Raw genomic sequence first — 16,786 nt, 5'->3', positions numbered from 1 at the left:
GTCGCATCAGGACGGCGCGTCTCCTCGGGAGGCGCGCCGTTCGCGTGCGGTGATGCGCAAGCCGCTGGCGATGAGTCGACGGACGAGTTCGCCGCCGCTCACCGCGACGGCGCCGGCCGCCACGAGCGACGCATGGCGTTCGGCGGGGACGTCGTAATGGTCGAGGTCGAACGATCGCGGCGGAAGCCCAGTGCGTCCGGCGAAGGCGTGCAACTCCTCCAGGGAGCTGTCGCTCACCACGTGGGACCAGAGCGTGCCGTGCGCCGGCCACAGCGGGGGATCGATGAGCACCGTCATGCCTCCATCCAACCATCGAGCATCTCGCGCGATTCCCGTCCGTGGTCGGACGCGCCGGGCACCCGGCCGGCGTTCAGGAGCCCCCGGGGTACACTGGTCGAGTGCGTCCGGTGTGGGAGCCGTGAGGAACAGCCTCGGTCACGAGGTTCTGTGCCCACTGGTTTGACCTGGACTGCACGATGAAGTAAACTCGACCGTTGGTGTGCATTGAGTTTTCAATGCCACGCCCAACGGTTTTCTGCCATCAAGGTGTCCCACGTGTTCGAGCCTTTCCGAGCAGTAACTTCCAGCAACAGTCAGTCGGAGCGTTTCGCTCCCCAAAGAACGGGTACGTAGTGGTTTACGCAGTTGTGCGCGCCGGAGGACGGCAGGAGAAGGTCGAGATCGGAACCATCGTCACGATGGACCGGGTCAAGGCCGACAAGGATGGCAACATCGAGCTTCCCGCGGTGCTCCACGTCGACGGTGAGAAGATCATCTCCGACGCGAAGTCGCTCGCGAAGATCACGGTGACGGCCGAGGTGCTCGAGAACCTCCGCGGTCCGAAGATCATCATCCAGAAGTTCAAGAACAAGACCGGTTACAAGAAGCGTCAGGGGCACCGTCAGGAGCTCACGCGCGTCAAGATCACCGGCATCAAGTAAGGCATCGAGGAGAAGAAGAGATGGCACACAAGAAGGGTGCGAGTTCCACTCGCAACGGTCGTGACTCCAACGCACAGCGTCTCGGTGTGAAGCGCTTCGGCGGCCAGGTCGTCCTCGCGGGCGAGATCCTCGTCCGTCAGCGCGGCACGCACTTCCACCCCGGCGCAAACGTCGGTCGTGGCGGCGACGACACGCTGTTCGCCCTCGAGGCCGGCTCCGTGCAGTTCGGCAACAAGGGCGGCCGCAAGGTCGTCAACATCGTCGCTGCTGCAGAGTAGCAACAACGTCTTTCCAGCAGGGGGCGGGCTTCGGCCCGCCCCCTGCTGTCGTACAACCGAGTTCCATGATCCAGAGAGGGGCTGAGCGTCCATGGTCACATTCGTCGACCGGGTCACACTGCACCTGCGAGCGGGCGGCGGCGGCAACGGCTGCGTCTCCGTGAAGCGCGAGAAGTTCAAGCCGCTGGCCGGCCCCGATGGCGGCAACGGCGGACACGGTGGTGACATCGTGCTCGTGTCCGATCCTCAGATCACGACGCTGCTCGGATACCACCGGTCACCGCACCGGAGCTCCGACACCGGCGGCTTCGGCATGGGCGACCACCGCAACGGGTTCCAGGGCGAGACGCTCATCCTGCCCGTGCCCGTCGGGACGGTCGTCAAGGACGTCGACGGCGTCGAACTCGTCGACTTCGTCGAGCCCGGCATGGAGTTCGTCGTCGCCCCCGGCGGCCAGGGCGGCCTCGGGAACGCGGCACTCTCCTCGACCAAGCGCAAGGCCCCCGGGTTCGCGCTGCTCGGCACACCCGGCTGGGAAGGCGACGTCCTCCTCGAGCTGAAGACCGTCGCCGACGTCGCGCTCGTCGGGTACCCCTCCGCCGGCAAGTCCAGCCTCATCGCGGCGATGTCCGCGGCGAAGCCCAAGATCGCGGACTACCCGTTCACCACGCTCCACCCGAACCTCGGCGTCGTCGAGGCCGGCGAGGTCCGCTACACCATGGCGGACGTCCCCGGGCTCATCGAGGGCGCCAGTGAGGGCAAGGGCCTCGGTCTCGAGTTCCTGCGTCACGTCGAGCGCTGCTCCGCGCTCCTGCACGTGCTGGACTGCGCGACGCTCGAACCGGGACGCGACCCGATCAGCGACCTCGACATCATCCTGGCCGAGCTCGCCGCCTACCCGGTGCCGGAAGGGCAGACGCCGCTGGTCGAGCGTCCGCAGCTCATCGCGCTCAACAAGATCGACGTCCCGGAGGCGAGGGAGCTCGCCGAGTTCCTGCGTCCCGACCTCGAGGCGCGCGGCTACAAGGTCTTCGAGATCTCGACGGTTTCGCGCGAAGGCCTCCGACAGCTCTCGTTCGCGTTGAGCGAGCTCGTCGAGGAGAGCCGCGCCCGCGCAGCCCTCGAGGCCGCCAAGCCCCGGATCGTGCTGCGCCCGAAGCCGGTCGACGACTCCAAGTTCACCGTCACGGTCGAGGGTGGCACCTACGGCAACCTCTACCGCATCCTCGGCGCGAAGCCGGAACGCTGGGTGCAGCAGACGGACTTCAACAACGAGGAGGCCGTCGGGTTCCTCGCGGACCGCCTGGCGAAGCTCGGCGTCGAAGAGGCGCTCTTCAAGGCCGGTGCCGTCGCCGGCGCGACCGTGATGATCGGCGCGGGTGGCGGTGTGGTCTTCGACTGGGAGCCCACACTCACGAGCACCGCGGAACTGCTGACGCAGCCGCGTGGGACGGACCCGCGTCTCGACGCAAGCCACCGCCCGACGCGCAACCAGCGTCGCGACGAGTACTTCGAGCGCATGGATGCCAAGGCCGAGGCCCGTGCCGAGCTGCTCCGCGAACGTGCGGCCGGTCTCTGGAACGACGACGAGGGCTTCGAGGTCGGCTCCGTGCCGGCCGACGCACAGCCGGACGAGGGCGTCACGACGGAGGACGACGACCGGTGACCATCCACCAGCGCAGTGGCATCCCGTCGGCGCGACGCATCGTCGTGAAGGTCGGGTCCTCCTCGATCAGTGGCGACAATGCCGGGCAGATCACTGCGCTGGTCGAGGCTCTGGCCGAGGCGCACGCCCGAGGCACCGAGGTCATCCTCGTTTCCTCGGGCGCCATCGCGACCGGGATGCCCTACCTCCGCCTCGACGCCCGTCCGAGCGACTTGGCGACGCAGCAGGCGGCTGCCGCCGTCGGGCAGAACGTGCTGATCTACCGGTACCAGGACAGCCTCGACCGGTTCGGCATCGTCGCGGGCCAGGTACTGCTCACCGCCGGCGACCTCGAGAACCCCAGTCACCGGAGCAATGCCCAGCGGGCGATGGAACGCCTCCTCGGGTTGCGCATCCTGCCGATCGTGAACGAGAACGACACCGTCGCGACGCACGAGATCCGGTTCGGCGACAACGACCGCCTTGCCGCCCTCGTGTCGGTCCTCGTCGCGGCCGACGTCCTCGTCCTGCTGAGTGACGTCGATGCGCTGTACACCCGCCCTCCGCACGAAGCGGGTGCCGAGCGGATCGAGGAGGTCCCGTTCGGAGACACCCTCTCGGGCGTCACCTTCGGCGACATCGGCTCCGCGGGCGTCGGCACCGGGGGAGCGGGCACGAAGGTGTCGGCCGCCCGGTTGGCCGCCGAGGCGGGGACGTCCGTCCTCGTGACGTCGACCACGAACGTCGCGTCCGCCCTCCGCGGTGAGCACCTCGGCACCTGGTTCCAACCAGCGTGACGCGGAGAGCGTCCACCAGACGCCGCTGAGTAGAATCGACGCATGTCGTCGCCAATCACCACCGTGCTGCCACTCGCGGATCGTCTCACCGCTGCGAAGCGTGCCTCCCGGGTCCTCGCCCAGGCGACCACCGCGCAGAAGAACCGGGCCCTCGAGGCCATCGCCGTCGCGATCGTCGAGGGCGCGGATGCAGTCATCGCCGCCAACGAGCGCGACCTCGTCGCGGGACGCGAGCAGGGCATCAGTGTCGGCCTGCAAGATCGTCTTCGCCTCGACCGGGGCCGCATCGACGGGCTCGCGGTGGCGGTCCGCGACGTCGTCGCGATCGTCGACCCGGTCGGCCAGGTGGTCCGCGGGAGCAACACTCCGGACGGGGTGAAGCTCGAGCAGGTACGCGTCCCGTTCGGCGTGGTCGGCGCGATCTACGAGGCGCGCCCGAACGTGACTGTCGACATCGCCGCCCTCGCGATCAAGAGCGGCAACGCCGTGGTGCTCCGCGGCGGGTCCGCGGCGGAACACTCGAACGCGGTCCTCGTGGGGCTGCTGCGATCGGCACTCGAGTCCGTCGGTCTTCCCGGGGACGCGGTACAGACCATCGACGAGTTCGGTCGCGACGGTGCGAAGCAGCTCATGAACGCCAGAGGCCTGATCGACGTCCTCATCCCGAGGGGGAGCGCGTCACTCATCGAGACGGTCGTCCGGGAGTCGACGGTCCCCGTGATCGAGACCGGCGCAGGCGTCGTCCACGTGTTCCTCGACGAGAGTGCCGAACTCGACTGGGCCGTCGACATCGTGCGCAACGCCAAGGTGCAGCGCCCATCGGTCTGCAACGCGCTGGAGACGATCCTCGTCCACCGCGCTGCGGCCGCGCGCCTGCTGCCCGCCGTGCTCGGCGACCTGCGCGAGCACGGGGTGCTCATCCACGCCGACGCACGTGCCAGCGAGTTCTTCGCCGACGTCGTGCCCGCCGTGGAAGAGGACTGGTCCACCGAACACATGTCGCTCGAGCTCTCGGTGCGCGTGGTCGACGACCTCGACGCCGCGCTCGAGCACATCGACCGATACTCCACCGGACACACCGACGCGATCATCACGAACGACGTGGTGAACGCCGACCGGTTCCTCGCCGAGGTCGATTCGGCCGTCGTCATGGTCAACGCCTCGACCCGCTTCACCGACGGCGCCGAGTTCGGATTCGGCGCCGAGGTCGGCATCTCGACGCAGAAGCTCCATGCCCGGGGACCGATGGGACTGCCGGAACTCACGAGTACGAAGTGGCTCGTGCGTGGTTCGGGCCACACCCGTCGGTAGTCGCTAGACTGGTACGGGCGTCACGAGGCGTCGCATAGAAGGAGAGATCATGTCGATTGCCGCGTCCGTCTTGGCCACCGCCGTCCTGGCTGAATCGGAGCACGCCGTCGAACTCGCCGCACCGACCTGGGTGTTCGGCGCGGTCGCCCTCGTGCTGTTCGCCATCCTCGGCGCCGTGACCTTCAGCTACCGCGACGTCGCCAACCGCCATGCCGACAAGGGCGAGTCGGCCGCCGCTCACGGCGAGCACGGCCACTAAGCTGTCCGGCGTGAGCGCGCCCGTCACCGAGACGACCACCCGTCGTCCTCGGATCGGGGTCATGGGCGGGACGTTCGACCCGATCCACCACGGGCACCTCGTCGCCGCCTCGGAGGTCGCGCAGCACTTCGATCTCGATGAGGTCGTCTTCGTCCCGACCGGCATGCCGTACCGGAAGTCGGGCGTGAGCGACAGCGAGCACCGCTATCTCATGACCGTGATCGCCACCGCAGCGAACCCCCGCTTCACCGTCAGCCGGGTCGACATCGACCGAGCCGGACCGACGTACACGATCGACACGCTGCGCGATCTGCGCCGCAAACGTCCCGATGCCGAGCTGTTCTTCATCACGGGTGCCGACGCGATCGCCCAGATCCTCAGTTGGAAAGACGTCAGAGAGGTCTGGGACCTCGCTCACTTCGTCGCTGTGAGTAGACCGGGACACGATTTGAACGTTTCCGGATTACCACAGCACGACGTAAGCTTGTTGGAAGTTCCGGCCCTAGCGATATCGTCGACGGATTGCCGGAGCCGGGTGAGCAAAGGCTTTCCGGTCTGGTATCTGGTTCCCGACGGTGTCGTGCAGTACATCACCAAGCACCACCTGTATCGGAGTGAAGCCACATGACCGCGTTGCCAGAGGATGCGCCCCTGACCAGGCGACAGGCTCGAGCGAGCCAGCAGCCGTCGACGTCCGCTGACGAAACGACGCCCGACGCTGCTGCGCCACGGACACGACGCGCGTCGACATCCGAACCCGTCGCCGGGGGAGCGATTCCCGAGCAGGCCACGTCGCGCGACGAGAGTGTTCCAACGCCTTCGTCCACGTCACCAGCGCCGTCGTCGAGCGCTCAGGCATCCGGTGCACCTGCTCCGGCTCCGACCGGTGGACTCACGCGCCGTCAGTTGCGAGAACTCGAGCGCACCGGCTCGATCGAGCAGGTGGGCTCCCCGGCAGCGCCGGTCGCTCCTCCGGTCGAGCAGCCGGTCCCTTCGGTCGCCCTGCCGCCGCGGACGCCAGACCAGGTGGTCGCTCCGCCCCAGAAGCAGAACAAGGCGGCCCGTCAGCAGGCCGCGAAGCTCGCGCAGCAGGAAGCGAACGCCAAGGCTGCCGCTGCAGCTGAGCAGGAACGTCGCGAAGCCGAGGCCACCAAGCAGGCCGAGCAGCGCCAGGCCGCCGAGCGCAAGGCCGCTGAACGCAAGGCCGAAGAACAGCAGGCCGCAGAACGCAAGGCAGCCGAACGCAAGGCCGCTGAGCGGGCCGCCGCCGACGAGCGCGCAGCCAAGGCCCGGTCCGCCGAGGCGCCGACGCCTCCCGCGACCCCCGCCGCCACGACACCGGTGGCCACTGGTTCACTCTTCGACGTCTCGGACCGCGACGACATCTCCGAGGACCCCGCGTCGACCCTGTCGAAGGGGTTCGGGCGCGACTCCATGCTCGTCGCGGCACTCGAAGCGGAGAAGGCTTCGCAGGCCGACAACGAGGTCGCGTTCGAAGACCTCCTCGGAAGCGGCATGACGAGCACGGGGCAGATCACCACGAGCTCGCTCATCATCCCCGTCGCTCCGGCGCAGGCCGAGGCGGGCGCCACGTCCAACTCCACGGGCGAGATCCTCATCACCGGAACCATCGATCTGCCCCGCGGACTGGGCTCCGCCGGTCAAGACCCGAACCACTTCGACGGTGCAGGGATCGACCGACTCATCGAGGGCGACGAGCTGCCGGCCTCGGTCACCGCAGCGTCCCCGGTCGCGGCCAGCCGCGCGGTCAGCAGCCACGGTTCCACCCGCGACGTCGTCCCGGCCACCACCAACCAGAGCAACAAGCTGCTGATGACGCTCGCGATCGCCGCCGCGGTACTCGCCGCCGGCGTGATCGCGGTGCTCATCATCGGTTTCTTCGGCGGAGCGTTCTAGCCCTGCCGGCATTCATCCGATCGCGCACCATGCGATCGCCAGAGGAGTACACCACATGACCCTGTCCGACACCACACTGGACGCCGTCCAGCTCGCAGCGACCGCAGCCGAGTCCAAAGGCGGCGAGGATCTCGTCGCGCTCGATGTCTCCGGTCCGTTGCCGTTCGTCGACGCCTTCCTCCTCGTCACCGGTCGGAGTGAGCGCAACGTCGTCGCCATCGCCGGCGAGGTCGAAGACCGCCTGAACGCGAGCGGCGTGAAGACGCTGCGACGCGAAGGCAAGTCCGAGGGGCGGTGGATCCTGCTCGACTTCGGCGAGGTCGTCGTCCACGTCTTCCACGAGGAGGAGCGGATGTACTACTCGCTGGAGCGTCTGTGGAAGGACTGCCCGGTGATTCCGCTGGTCTCGTCCGCACCGCAGCCCGCGAACTGACCATCCCGTCGGTGCCGAGCACCGAAAGTGGTCACAACCGCTCTCAAGATGTAGTAACCTATTCAAGTTGCTTCCGCTGAAACAGCAGGGGCAAGCAAGTTGAATACGGGTCTGTGGCGCAGCTGGTAGCGCACCTGCATGGCATGCAGGGGGTCAGGGGTTCGAGTCCCCTCAGATCCACCCGAACACCGAGAAGTCCCCGTCAGCCGAACAGCTGACGGGGACTTCTGCGTTGTTGAGACTCTAGGTTGGGCGAGGCCGTGAGGTCAGTTCACCTCGTCGGGGTGGCTGCCGACGCGCTTGCCCGAGTCGAGGGCGTCGATGGACGCGATCTCGTCGGCGGACAGCTCGAAGCCGAAGACGTCGAAGTTCTGGGCGATGCGCTCGCGCGAGTTCGACTTCGGGAAGACGATGAGCCCGTTCTGCAGGTGCCACCGGATGACGACCTGCGCCGGAGTGACGCCGTGCGCCTCGGCTGCAGCGGAGACGGCCTGCTCGCCGAAGAGGTCGTACTTGCCCTGACCGAGCGGGCCCCAGGACTCGATGTGGATGCCGTGCTCGGCACCGAAGGCGCGCAGCTCGCGCTGGGCGAACGCCGGGTGGAGTTCGATCTGGTTGACCGCAGGGACCGTCTCGGAACCCGCGATCAGCTTCTCGAGGTGCTCGACCTGGTGGTTCGACACGCCGATCGAACGCGCCTTGCCGGCCGCCTTGATCTCCTCGAGGGCGAGCCACGCTTCGAGGTAGTCGTCCTTGGCCGGGGTCGGCCAGTGGGTCAGGTACAGGTCGACGTGGTCGAGCCCAAGCTTGTCGAGGCTCTCGTCGATGGCGGTGTGCGCGGACGCCTTCTGGTGGCGGTCGTTCCAGAGCTTCGTGGTGATGAAGAGTTCGTCGCGGGGGATGCCCGACTTCGCGATGGCGGCGCCGACGCCCTCCTCGTTCTTGTAGATGGCAGCGGTGTCGATGTGGCGGTAGCCGACCTCGAGCGCGTCCGAGACGATGCGCTCAGCCTCCTGCGGGTCGACGAGGAAGACGCCGAAGCCGAGCTGAGGGATGGTGTGGCCGTCGTTCAGGGTGATGGTGGGAACTGTCATGTCCTCATGCTGGCACCGGAACCGTCCGTCCGGAACGGGTCTTCGCCCTGCGCGTAACCGGTCGACACGCATGGGAATACCCGCGGCGACACGGCGCTTGTCTTTCGAGAGGGCAGGCGTTTGCCCGTACGACGGCCGAGGCCTGAGAAGGATGACACCGCTATGACGACTGAAACCGTGCCGAATCCGACCGGTTCCGTCCCGACGACCGGGAAGCCCTCGGACGACCGCCTTCCACCCGGGTCCAAGCTCCTGATCGGGCTGCTCCTCGTGTCGGCGTTCGTCGTCATCCTCAACGAGACGATCATGAGCGTCGCCCTACCGCGGCTCATGGAGGACCTCGACATCACGGCGAGTTCCGCGCAGTGGCTGACCACCGGTTTCATGCTCACCATGGCCGTCGTGATCCCCGCAACCGGGTTCCTCCTGGAGCGGTTCTCCCTCCGGACGATGTTCATCACCGCGATGGTGCTGTTCAGCCTCGGCACGCTCATCGCCGCGCTGTCCCCGGGGTTCGGCACCCTCCTGCTCGGTCGTGTCGTCCAGGCCAGCGGCACCGCCATCATGATGCCGCTGCTCATGACGACCGTGCTCAACGTCGTGCCGGTCTCAGCACGTGGCCGGACGATGGGTGCGATCTCGATCGTCATCTCGGTCGCGCCGGCCGTCGGGCCGACCGTCTCCGGGCTCATCCTCAGCGTGCTCGACTGGCGCTGGATGTTCTGGATCGTCCTCCCCATCGCCGTCGCCTCGCTGGTCCTCGGCGCCATCCTCGTGCGGAACGTGACGGAGCCGCGTCGGGTCCGCTTCGACGTGCTGTCGCTCGTCCTCTCCGCCTTCGCGTTCGGTGGCCTCATCTTCGGTCTCAGCAGCATCGGCGAGTCCGCCGAGGGACACGCGCTCATGCCCGTCTGGATCCCGCTCGCGGTGGGCGTCCTCGCCCTCCTGGGGTTCGTCCTCCGGCAGCGCGGGCTGGCGCGCGACGATCGAGCGTTCATGGACCTGCGCACGTTCGCGAACCGTTCGTTCACCGTCTCGATCATCCTCGTGGCCATCGTGATGATGGCGTTGTTCGGCTCGCTGATCATCCTGCCGATCTACCTGCAGACCGTCCTCCAGGTCGACACCCTGACCACGGGCCTCATGCTGCTGCCGGGCGGCCTGACGATGGCCGCTCTGGCGCCGCTGGTCGGGTCGCTGTTCGACCGGTTCGGTCCGCGTCCGCTGGTGATCCCCGGGGCCTTCGCCGTGAGTGCTGCGCTCTGGCTGCTGACGATGCTCGGCGTCGACAGCGCCATCATCATGATCATCGCCGTGCACGTGCTGCTGAGCGCCGGTCTCGCGTTCATGTTCACACCGCTCCTCACCTCGGCGCTCGGTTCACTGCGGCCCGAGCTCTACCCGCACGGCAGCGCCATCGTCGGCACGGTCCAGCAACTGGCCGGTGCAGCGGGGACGGCGTTGTTCATCACCATGATGTCGACCACCGCGGCGGCTCGTGCGGCGGTCGGGAGTTCCGCGGTCGACGCGACGGCAGTCGGCGTGCAGGCTGCGTTCATGTGCGGCGCCGTGCTCTCGCTGCTCGCGATCGGTGCGTCGTTCCTCATCCGGCGGACGGACCAGGCTGCGGTGGGCGTGCACGTCGGTCACTGAGACGCACGGCCTCGGACGGCGTCAGCGCAGCCAGCGCATCGTGTAGGCGTCGGCGAGGATCGGCATCGCGGGACCGTTGAGCGCGGTTCGCAGCGCGAGGTCCCGGATCCCGACGAGCGGGCCCGGCAACGGACGCCCCAAGCGCATGTTGAGCTCCGCCTGCCATGAGGCCCGACGGATCGCGCGCTGTTGGCGGGAGACGGCCGCGGCCACGTCGTGCTGTGTCGAGAGATGCCCGGTGGTCATGCGGGCGATCAGTGGCGCGAAGACCCGTGCGTCGGACCAGCCGAGGTTCATGCCCTGGCCGCCGATCGGGCTGATCTCGTGGGCGGCGTCGCCCAGATAGACGACCCGACCGTCGACGACGCGCTTTCGTCGTCGACGAAGCACGCCGAACGCGCTGAGCATGGTGTTCGTCGCCGGATCGACGTCGTCGCCGGTCCGGTCGGCGACGAGGGCCTCGAGGTCGGACGCGGTGGGTTCCGGGCGGGCGGCGTCCTGATCGTCCGAGTACCCGGTGTGCACGACGTATCGTCGCATGCCATGGGGGAGCGGGAAGGACTCCACGACCCCTCGGTGGTGCAGGTGCACCCTGGCGATGGAACCTGCCCCACTCCGATCCGCGACGTCGCCCATGAGGTACCGGTCCCGGTATCGATGCAGGGGGCCTGGAGCCTGCATCCCGTCGACGGTGGCGCGTCCTCCTGCTGCGACGACCACGACGGCTGCGCGGGTGCTCACCGTTCCATCGGCGTCACTGCCGGACACGAGGACGCCGTCCTCGGCCGGCGTCAACCGCGTACAGCTCGTCCCCGTCCGGAGCGATCCCGGCGCGACGGCTTCGAGTCGAGCACGGAGGATCCGTTCGGTCCGCCATTGCTCGAGCGCGGCGACGTAGGGGTGCGGGACGGGCCGATCACGGAACACGACCGCCCCGAGGCGTCGTCCGGCGTTCCAGGCTTCGCCCTGGTCGATCCGGACCGCGTCGCGGCGGATCTCGTCGAGGACACCGAGATGCTCGAACAGGTCGAGCGACGGCGGGTGGATCCCGATCGCCCGGGTGCCGGAGGGGGAGCCCGGCCGTCGCTCCCAGACGGTCACGTCGACGCCGGCCTGAGCGAGCAGGATCGCCGACACGAGGCCGACCGGTCCGCCACCGATGACGAGCACCTCGGTCATCGTGGGCCGTCCGCTGCCGACGAGACGGTCTGCGAGAGCAGGAGTCGCATGGGGAAGCTGCGCTCGACGGTCCAGTCGTCGGGCACGACGCGCTGCAGCTCCTCCTGGCGATAGCTGCGACGGATCGAGCGGAGCCCGTCGACGTGCAGGAAGGAACGCCTTCGTCCTGCACGGGTGGCGACTCCGTAGACCGCGTACGCGAGACGGTTGCGCTCGAGGTCGCTGTGCAGGACGAGTCGTCTGGCGATCCGTGAACTGTCGGCGAGCAGGCTCGACAGGCCCGCGGGATCGAGGTGGTGGAGCACGTGGTTGGACAGGACGATGTCGGCCTCCTCGCCAGCGGCGACGAGGTCACTGCTGTGCGCCGGACGGAAGGCGACGGGGCCATCCGGGTACCGGCGACGGGCGAAGGCCACGGACCGCTCGTCGGGATCGATCCCGACCACCTGCACGGGGAGGTGGTCGGCGTGCGCCCAGTCGGCGATGGCCACGGCGACATCGCCACCACCGAAGCCGATGTCGAGGATCGTCGTGGTCCGGGACGGGTGGAGGAGTGGACGGATGCGCGACCGGTACAGACCACGCCAGCCCGAGACAAGCCGGTTCACCGTCGCGAACCTGGCGTAGGTGGCGTCCAGCAGCGCGGGATCGCAGTCGGGATCGTCCATCAGTTCGAGGAGATCCGTCGCACGGCGGCCGAGGTCGGGCAGCATCAGGCTCGGCCGGCCCGGAGCCGGAGCAGCGCGCTCTCGATCGTCAGTCCCGGACCGAAGGCGAGGGCGCACACCCGTTCATCGGCATCGGTCGGCGCGCCGTCGAGCAGGCGCTGGAGGATGAAGAGCACGGTCGCGCTCGACATGTTGCCGTACTCGCGGAGCACCGTGCGCGACGGAGCCAGCAGTTCGTCGTCGAGCCCGAATCCGCGCTGGACCCGGTCGAGGATGCTCCGGCCACCGGGATGGATCGCCCACCGGTCGATCGATGAGACCGGGGCGTCGTCGGCTGCGGCGAGGAGTGGGCGGAGGGCGATCTCGAGGTGCTCGCCGATCAGCTTGGGCACCGCGCCGCTCAGGACCATCTCGAACCCGTGATCGCCGATCGTCCAGGCCATCTCCGTCTCGCCGTCCGGCACGAGCGCGGTGGACCAGCCGTCGAACTCGAGCGCGGGCGCGGAGGATCCGGTGTCCCGACCGGTCACGACGGCGGCCGCAGCACCGTCGGCGAACACCGAGGAACCGAGGATCACATCGGGGTCGTCGGAGGAACGGAGGTGGATGGAGCAGAGCTCGATGCAGACCACGAGGACGACGGCGTCGCGGTCGGCTGTACAGAACGCCTCTGCGGCGCGAAGGGCGGGGAACGCGGCGAAACACCCCTGGAACCCCAGGTGGTAGCGCTCCGTGCCCGGGTCCAGCCCGAGGTCGCGCACGAGGAGGTATTCCGGGCCGGGCGCGAAGAACCCGGTGCAGGACGCGGTCACGACGTGGGTGACGTCCGCCGCCGACAGGCCGGGGGCGGCGTCCAATGCCCGCCGTGCGGCCTCGAGGAGCAGCGGGGGAGCGTGCTCGATGTAGGCGTCGTTCCGCACGCCGGTGGGTGGGGAGAGCACCTGCCGCTGCGCCGCGTCGTAGAAGGCGGCCGTGGTCGTCTCGACCTCATGGTCGAAGGCGTCGATGACGGTGTGCCTGGTGTCGATCGCGGACGCGTCGAAGGCGGCGCCGATGAGACGCTGGGCGAGCCGGGTCCGCCCGGGTTGGTCGCGGAACACATCCCTGATCTCGTCTTGATGGAGGATGGTCTGAGGAACGGCCACGCCGATCGCCCTCACGGAGACGGTCATGCTCCAGTGTACCGCCGTGGCCCAGGTGTCACCCTAAGCTGAGGCGGTGTTCTCCATGGTCCGTCGTCTGTTCGCGTCCTCGCATCCCGGGCCGACCGTCGCGGTGACCGTTCTCGCGGTCGTGCTCGGATCGGCCGTCGGCCTGCCACCCCTCCGGACGGCCCTGCTCGGCGTGGTGGTGTTCGTCGGGCAACTCTCGATCGGCTGGTCCAACGACTGGCTCGACGCCAGGCGGGATCGTCGCTCGGGACGACAGGACAAGCCGGTCGCGCGCGGCGACCTCAGCGTCTCGGCAGTCCGGGCGGCGGCGCTGCTGGCCGGTGCGGCGAGCATTCCGCTCTCGGCATCACTCGGCTGGGCGTCGGCGGCCTCGCACCTGCTGTTCCTCGTCTGCGGATGGGCCTACAACCTGGGTCTCAAGGCGACGGCCTGGTCGGTCGTCCCGTTCATCGTGGGGTTCGGCGCACTGCCCGCCGTGGTCACCTTCGCTGCCGTCCCGCCGATCGTGCCGGCCGTGTGGACGCTCGCCGTCGGTGGTCTGTTCGGTGTGGCGATCCACTTCACGAACGCCCTGCCCGATCTCGAGGACGACCTGCGGACCGGCGTCCGTGGTCTGCCGCACCGTCTCGGCGCGCGGACCGCCGGTCGGACGGCCTTCGTCGCCCTCGGCGTCTCAGGCGTGGTCGCCGTCCTCGGACAGAGCGGGATCTTCGTCGGCAGGCCGACCGCACCGCCGATCGTCGGGGTGCTGGGCGCCGTCGGTGTCCTCGCGCTCGTCGTATGGGGGCTCGTGCTCGTCGGAACCCGAGCGCCGGACCGTCTGCTGTTCCGGCTCATCATCGGGGCCGCCCTGCTCGTCACCGTGGTGCTGGCGGTGGCCGGGACGAATCTCGGTGCGGCCGAGGCCGGTTGAGACGGGGCGTCAGTACCAGTTGGTCGCTTCCGAGTGCGCCCACGCGCCGCAGGGGGAGCCGTACCGGCTGTCGATGTAGTTCAGGCCCCAGTTGATCTGCGTCGCCGCATTGGTGCGCCAGTCGTCGCCGGAGCTGGCCATCTTGCTCCCGGGCAGGGACTGCGGGATGCCGTAGGCGCCGCTGGACTCGTTGTAGGCGTTGACGCGCCAGCTCGACTCCCGGGTCCAGAGCTGCAGCAGGCACTGGAATTCTCCGCTGCCCCAGCCGTAGGCGCCGATCGCGGACTGCGCGTACGCCTTCGCGCCAGCCGGGTCGGCTGCGAGGTCCGGCGGCGGGGCGCTCGTGGATCCCTCGCCACCGGACGCCTCGTTGCGTCGCTGCTCTTCTGCGGCGATCGCCTCCTGGCTCTGCGCGTAGGCCTGTTCGACCGCCGCGGTGGTGTTCTTGAGGACGGCGAGCTGCTGGTACAACCGGTCGCGGTTGGCCTGCTGCTCGGCGACCGCCGCATCGGCGGCGTCGCTCGCGGACTGCGCCGTCTCGTAGCTGGCGTCCGCCGCCTCCGAGAGTCGCTGACGTTCGGTCTCGGCCGCAGTCGCCTGCTCGGCGAGCGCGGTCGCCGTGTTGCTCGCGGCGGTCGCGGACGCGAGGTCTTGAGCCGAGGTCTCGCTCAGCTTGCTGATCGCGCTGAGCTTGGAGAGGAGGTCGTCGTCGGCCGCGCCGGAGAGGACGAGGGAGAGCGTCGGGTCGACACCGCCGGTGCGGGTCATCTGGGCGATGACCGCTCCGGCCTGACGCTTGCTCGATGCCGCTGCCGAAGCTGCTGCGGTCGCCTGCGCACTGATCGTGTCGGCGACGGCGGCCTGCGCGTCGAACGCCGCCTTGGCCTCACCTGCCGCCGCACCCTGGCGGACGGCTTCATCGCCGAGCCGGGCGGATTCGTCGCGCAGTCCGTCGAGGAGGGACACGATCCGGTCGGCTTCTGCCTGCGCGGTCGATTCGTTCGCCTTGGCCGCCTGGACGTCGTCCCAGCTCGGGTAGTCGGCGGTCCGGAACGAGGTGGGGGTCACGGCGGCCGCCGGGCTTGCGACCGACACCGCGATGACGAGCGCGGCGCCGAGGGCGGCGGCTCGCGAGACGCCCCTCGAGCGGGGCGAGAGGGCTGTCAGCGGCTTGCGCATGCGTCCATCCTGGCGGTCACCCACGCAAGTGTAGCCGCCGATGTCACATTCGTCACTCCTGCCACACCGGGAGCGACGCCCAGCCTGCGTGGAAGATCCGAGCCTAGAGTGGGCCGGTGCAGCTGGGACGACGAGGGTTTCTCGCAATCGGCGCCTCGATGGCGGCGGGTGCCGTCCTCGGCCTGTCCGGGTGCACGGAGCCCGGATCCCCGAAGCCGTCGAGCCGTCCCACCAGCACGACTCCGGCTGTCGCCGACCAGCGTGCGGCCGCTGAACTCGCCGCGATGACCCTCGAGCAGCGGATCGCATCCATGTTGATGCTCCATGCCCCGGGCACCGACCCGGGCACGCTCCGGGCGTTCGTCGAGCGGTATCAGCCGGGCGGGTTCATCATCATGGGCGACAACGTGCCGGGTCTCGCGGGGCTGCCCGCGGTGACGAGCGCCCTCAGCCCCGACCCGACCATGCCGCTGCTCATCGGCATCGACCAGGAGGGCGGCGATGTCCGGCGCATCGACGAGGACGTCTTCGCCGCTGCCGACACCCTGAAGTCGCAACCGGCCGCTGCGAGCGAGGAGGCGTTCCGCCAACGCGCTGTGATGCTCGCCGGTGCCGGCTGCACCGTGAACTTCGGCATCGTCGCGGACGAGACCGCCGATCCGAGCTCCTTCATCTACGACCGTGCCCTCGGGACGACGCCGGACGCCTCGGCGGAGCGGGTTGCCGCGGCCGTCCGTGGTGAGCGGGGTGCGGTGCTCAGCACGCTGAAACACTTCCCCGGCCATGGCCAGGCGCCGGGAGACTCGCACTCGACGGTCCCGACGACCGCCATCGGTGCCGCGGACTGGGCTGCGACCGATGCCCTGCCGTTCGTCGCCGGTATCGACGCCGGGGCCGAGGTCGTGATGTTCGGCCATCTGATCTACTCGGCGGTCGACGCCGTACCGGCGACGCTGTCGGCGGCCTGGCACGAGCGCCTCCGGAACGACCTCGGCTTCACCGGTGTCACGATCACCGACGACATGCTCATGCTGCAGCACACGGGTCTGCCGGAGTACCAGAACCCCTCGGAGAACGCGATCCGCGCCGTGGCCGCCGGCAACACGATGCTGCTCTACGTCCTCGGGGCGGAGCCGTCGTCGACCGGTGTCGATCCGGCCGTGCTCGTCGCCGACATCGCCGCCGCGGTCAGGTCCGGGAGGATTCCGGAGTCGACGGTCGCCGACGCGGCGCACCGACTGCTGCGCGTCCGGCTCGGCCTGCCGTCGCTCCGGCCGATGTCGCGCTGATGTCGGTGAGGAGAATTTCTCGGGGATGCGGGAATAGCTCCCAGGTCCGTGCGTTTGA

The 16,786-nt window shown here is 69.0% G+C and carries 18 protein-coding genes and 1 tRNA gene; 13 read left to right on the top strand and 6 right to left on the bottom strand.

What is annotated here, in order from left to right; genetic code table 11:
• Nucleotides 1-6: 6 nt before the first annotated feature.
• Nucleotides 7-297 carry a DUF4031 domain-containing protein gene (locus IFU30_RS09885; RefSeq protein ID WP_192005072.1) on the bottom strand — a complete coding sequence of 97 codons (291 nt, stop codon included), beginning with the start codon at nt 295-297 and terminating at the stop codon, nt 7-9.
• Nucleotides 298-632: 335 nt separating this feature from the next.
• Between IFU30_RS09885 and rplU the strand changes: the two genes are divergently transcribed.
• From rplU to IFU30_RS09835, 10 genes are all read left to right on the top strand, one after another.
• Complete coding sequence (gene rplU, locus IFU30_RS09880) at nt 633-941, top strand: 50S ribosomal protein L21 (protein ID WP_079002324.1); 309 nt, start codon at nt 633-635, stop codon at nt 939-941.
• A gap of 20 nt (nt 942-961) precedes the next feature.
• Nucleotides 962-1,219 carry a 50S ribosomal protein L27 gene (rpmA, locus tag IFU30_RS09875; protein WP_056006626.1) on the top strand — a complete coding sequence of 86 codons (258 nt, stop codon included), beginning with the start codon at nt 962-964 and terminating at the stop codon, nt 1,217-1,219.
• Between the two features lie 91 nt (nt 1,220-1,310).
• Complete coding sequence (gene obgE, locus IFU30_RS09870) at nt 1,311-2,885, top strand: GTPase ObgE (protein WP_192005071.1); 1,575 nt, start codon at nt 1,311-1,313, stop codon at nt 2,883-2,885.
• Nucleotides 2,882-3,661, top strand: coding sequence for a glutamate 5-kinase (gene proB, locus IFU30_RS09865; protein WP_079002325.1), 780 nt, complete (start codon nt 2,882-2,884; stop codon nt 3,659-3,661). Before obgE ends, proB begins: the two co-directional genes overlap by 4 nt.
• Nucleotides 3,662-3,703: 42 nt before the next feature.
• On the top strand, nt 3,704-4,972 hold the full coding sequence (locus tag IFU30_RS09860) for a glutamate-5-semialdehyde dehydrogenase (RefSeq protein WP_192005070.1): 1,269 nt from the start codon (nt 3,704-3,706) through the stop codon (nt 4,970-4,972).
• Nucleotides 4,973-5,021: 49 nt separating this feature from the next.
• Nucleotides 5,022-5,231: a hypothetical protein gene (locus IFU30_RS09855; protein ID WP_124769192.1), complete on the top strand. Its 210-nt coding sequence runs from the start codon at nt 5,022-5,024 to the stop codon at nt 5,229-5,231.
• Nucleotides 5,182-5,859 (top strand): nicotinate-nucleotide adenylyltransferase, encoded by a 678-nt coding sequence (gene nadD, locus IFU30_RS09850; RefSeq protein WP_079705729.1) that lies wholly within the window; start codon nt 5,182-5,184, stop codon nt 5,857-5,859. Before IFU30_RS09855 ends, nadD begins: the two co-directional genes overlap by 50 nt.
• A gap of 278 nt (nt 5,860-6,137) precedes the next feature.
• Nucleotides 6,138-7,148: a hypothetical protein gene (locus IFU30_RS09845; RefSeq protein WP_192005069.1), complete on the top strand. Its 1,011-nt coding sequence runs from the start codon at nt 6,138-6,140 to the stop codon at nt 7,146-7,148.
• Nucleotides 7,149-7,203: 55 nt separating this feature from the next.
• The gene (rsfS, locus tag IFU30_RS09840; protein ID WP_079002329.1) at nt 7,204-7,581 is read left to right on the top strand and encodes a ribosome silencing factor; all 378 of its coding nucleotides are present in this window, start codon (nt 7,204-7,206) and stop codon (nt 7,579-7,581) included.
• Nucleotides 7,582-7,688: 107 nt separating this feature from the next.
• Nucleotides 7,689-7,761: transfer RNA gene (locus IFU30_RS09835), tRNA-Ala, on the top strand.
• 86 nt (nt 7,762-7,847) lie between these two features.
• Here IFU30_RS09835 and IFU30_RS09830 read toward each other — a convergent pair.
• Nucleotides 7,848-8,675 carry an aldo/keto reductase gene (locus IFU30_RS09830; protein WP_137241817.1) on the bottom strand — a complete coding sequence of 276 codons (828 nt, stop codon included), beginning with the start codon at nt 8,673-8,675 and terminating at the stop codon, nt 7,848-7,850.
• 162 nt (nt 8,676-8,837) lie between these two features.
• On the opposite strand from IFU30_RS09830, the gene IFU30_RS09825 reads away from it, so the two are divergent.
• Nucleotides 8,838-10,328 (top strand): DHA2 family efflux MFS transporter permease subunit, encoded by a 1,491-nt coding sequence (locus IFU30_RS09825; protein WP_192005068.1) that lies wholly within the window; start codon nt 8,838-8,840, stop codon nt 10,326-10,328.
• A 21-nt stretch (nt 10,329-10,349) separates the two neighbouring features.
• On the opposite strand, the gene IFU30_RS09820 is transcribed toward IFU30_RS09825, so the two are convergent.
• From IFU30_RS09820 to IFU30_RS09810, 3 genes are read right to left on the bottom strand one after another with little or no spacing between them, the layout of a single operon-like run.
• Nucleotides 10,350-11,507, bottom strand: a complete 1,158-nt coding sequence (locus IFU30_RS09820; RefSeq protein ID WP_192005067.1) for an FAD-dependent oxidoreductase — start codon at nt 11,505-11,507, stop codon at nt 10,350-10,352.
• Entirely contained in the window at nt 11,504-12,220 is a 717-nt protein-coding gene (locus IFU30_RS09815; RefSeq protein ID WP_192005066.1) for a class I SAM-dependent methyltransferase, read from the bottom strand. Before IFU30_RS09815 ends, IFU30_RS09820 begins: the two co-directional genes overlap by 4 nt.
• Nucleotides 12,220-13,347 (bottom strand): type III polyketide synthase, encoded by a 1,128-nt coding sequence (locus IFU30_RS09810; RefSeq protein ID WP_192005065.1) that lies wholly within the window; start codon nt 13,345-13,347, stop codon nt 12,220-12,222. The genes IFU30_RS09815 and IFU30_RS09810 overlap by 1 nt, the downstream gene beginning before the upstream one ends.
• 55 nt (nt 13,348-13,402) lie before the next feature.
• Between IFU30_RS09810 and IFU30_RS09805 the strand changes: the two genes are divergently transcribed.
• On the top strand, nt 13,403-14,260 hold the full coding sequence (locus IFU30_RS09805) for a UbiA family prenyltransferase (RefSeq protein WP_192005458.1): 858 nt from the start codon (nt 13,403-13,405) through the stop codon (nt 14,258-14,260).
• 9 nt (nt 14,261-14,269) lie between these two features.
• On the opposite strand, the gene IFU30_RS09800 is transcribed toward IFU30_RS09805, so the two are convergent.
• Nucleotides 14,270-15,439, bottom strand: a complete 1,170-nt coding sequence (locus IFU30_RS09800) for a hypothetical protein (protein ID WP_159878504.1) — start codon at nt 15,437-15,439, stop codon at nt 14,270-14,272.
• Nucleotides 15,440-15,555: 116 nt separating this feature from the next.
• Between IFU30_RS09800 and IFU30_RS09795 the strand changes: the two genes are divergently transcribed.
• The gene (locus tag IFU30_RS09795) at nt 15,556-16,728 is read left to right on the top strand and encodes a glycoside hydrolase family 3 N-terminal domain-containing protein (protein ID WP_342450844.1); all 1,173 of its coding nucleotides are present in this window, start codon (nt 15,556-15,558) and stop codon (nt 16,726-16,728) included.
• The last annotated feature ends 58 nt before the right edge of the window (nt 16,729-16,786 follow it).

It is taken from the genome of Plantibacter sp. CFBP 8798 (genome assembly GCF_014841195.1).
GTDB classification, from domain to species: Bacteria; Actinomycetota; Actinomycetes; order Actinomycetales; family Microbacteriaceae; genus Plantibacter; species Plantibacter auratus.
This window is presented reverse-complemented; position numbering and strand designations above follow the sequence as displayed.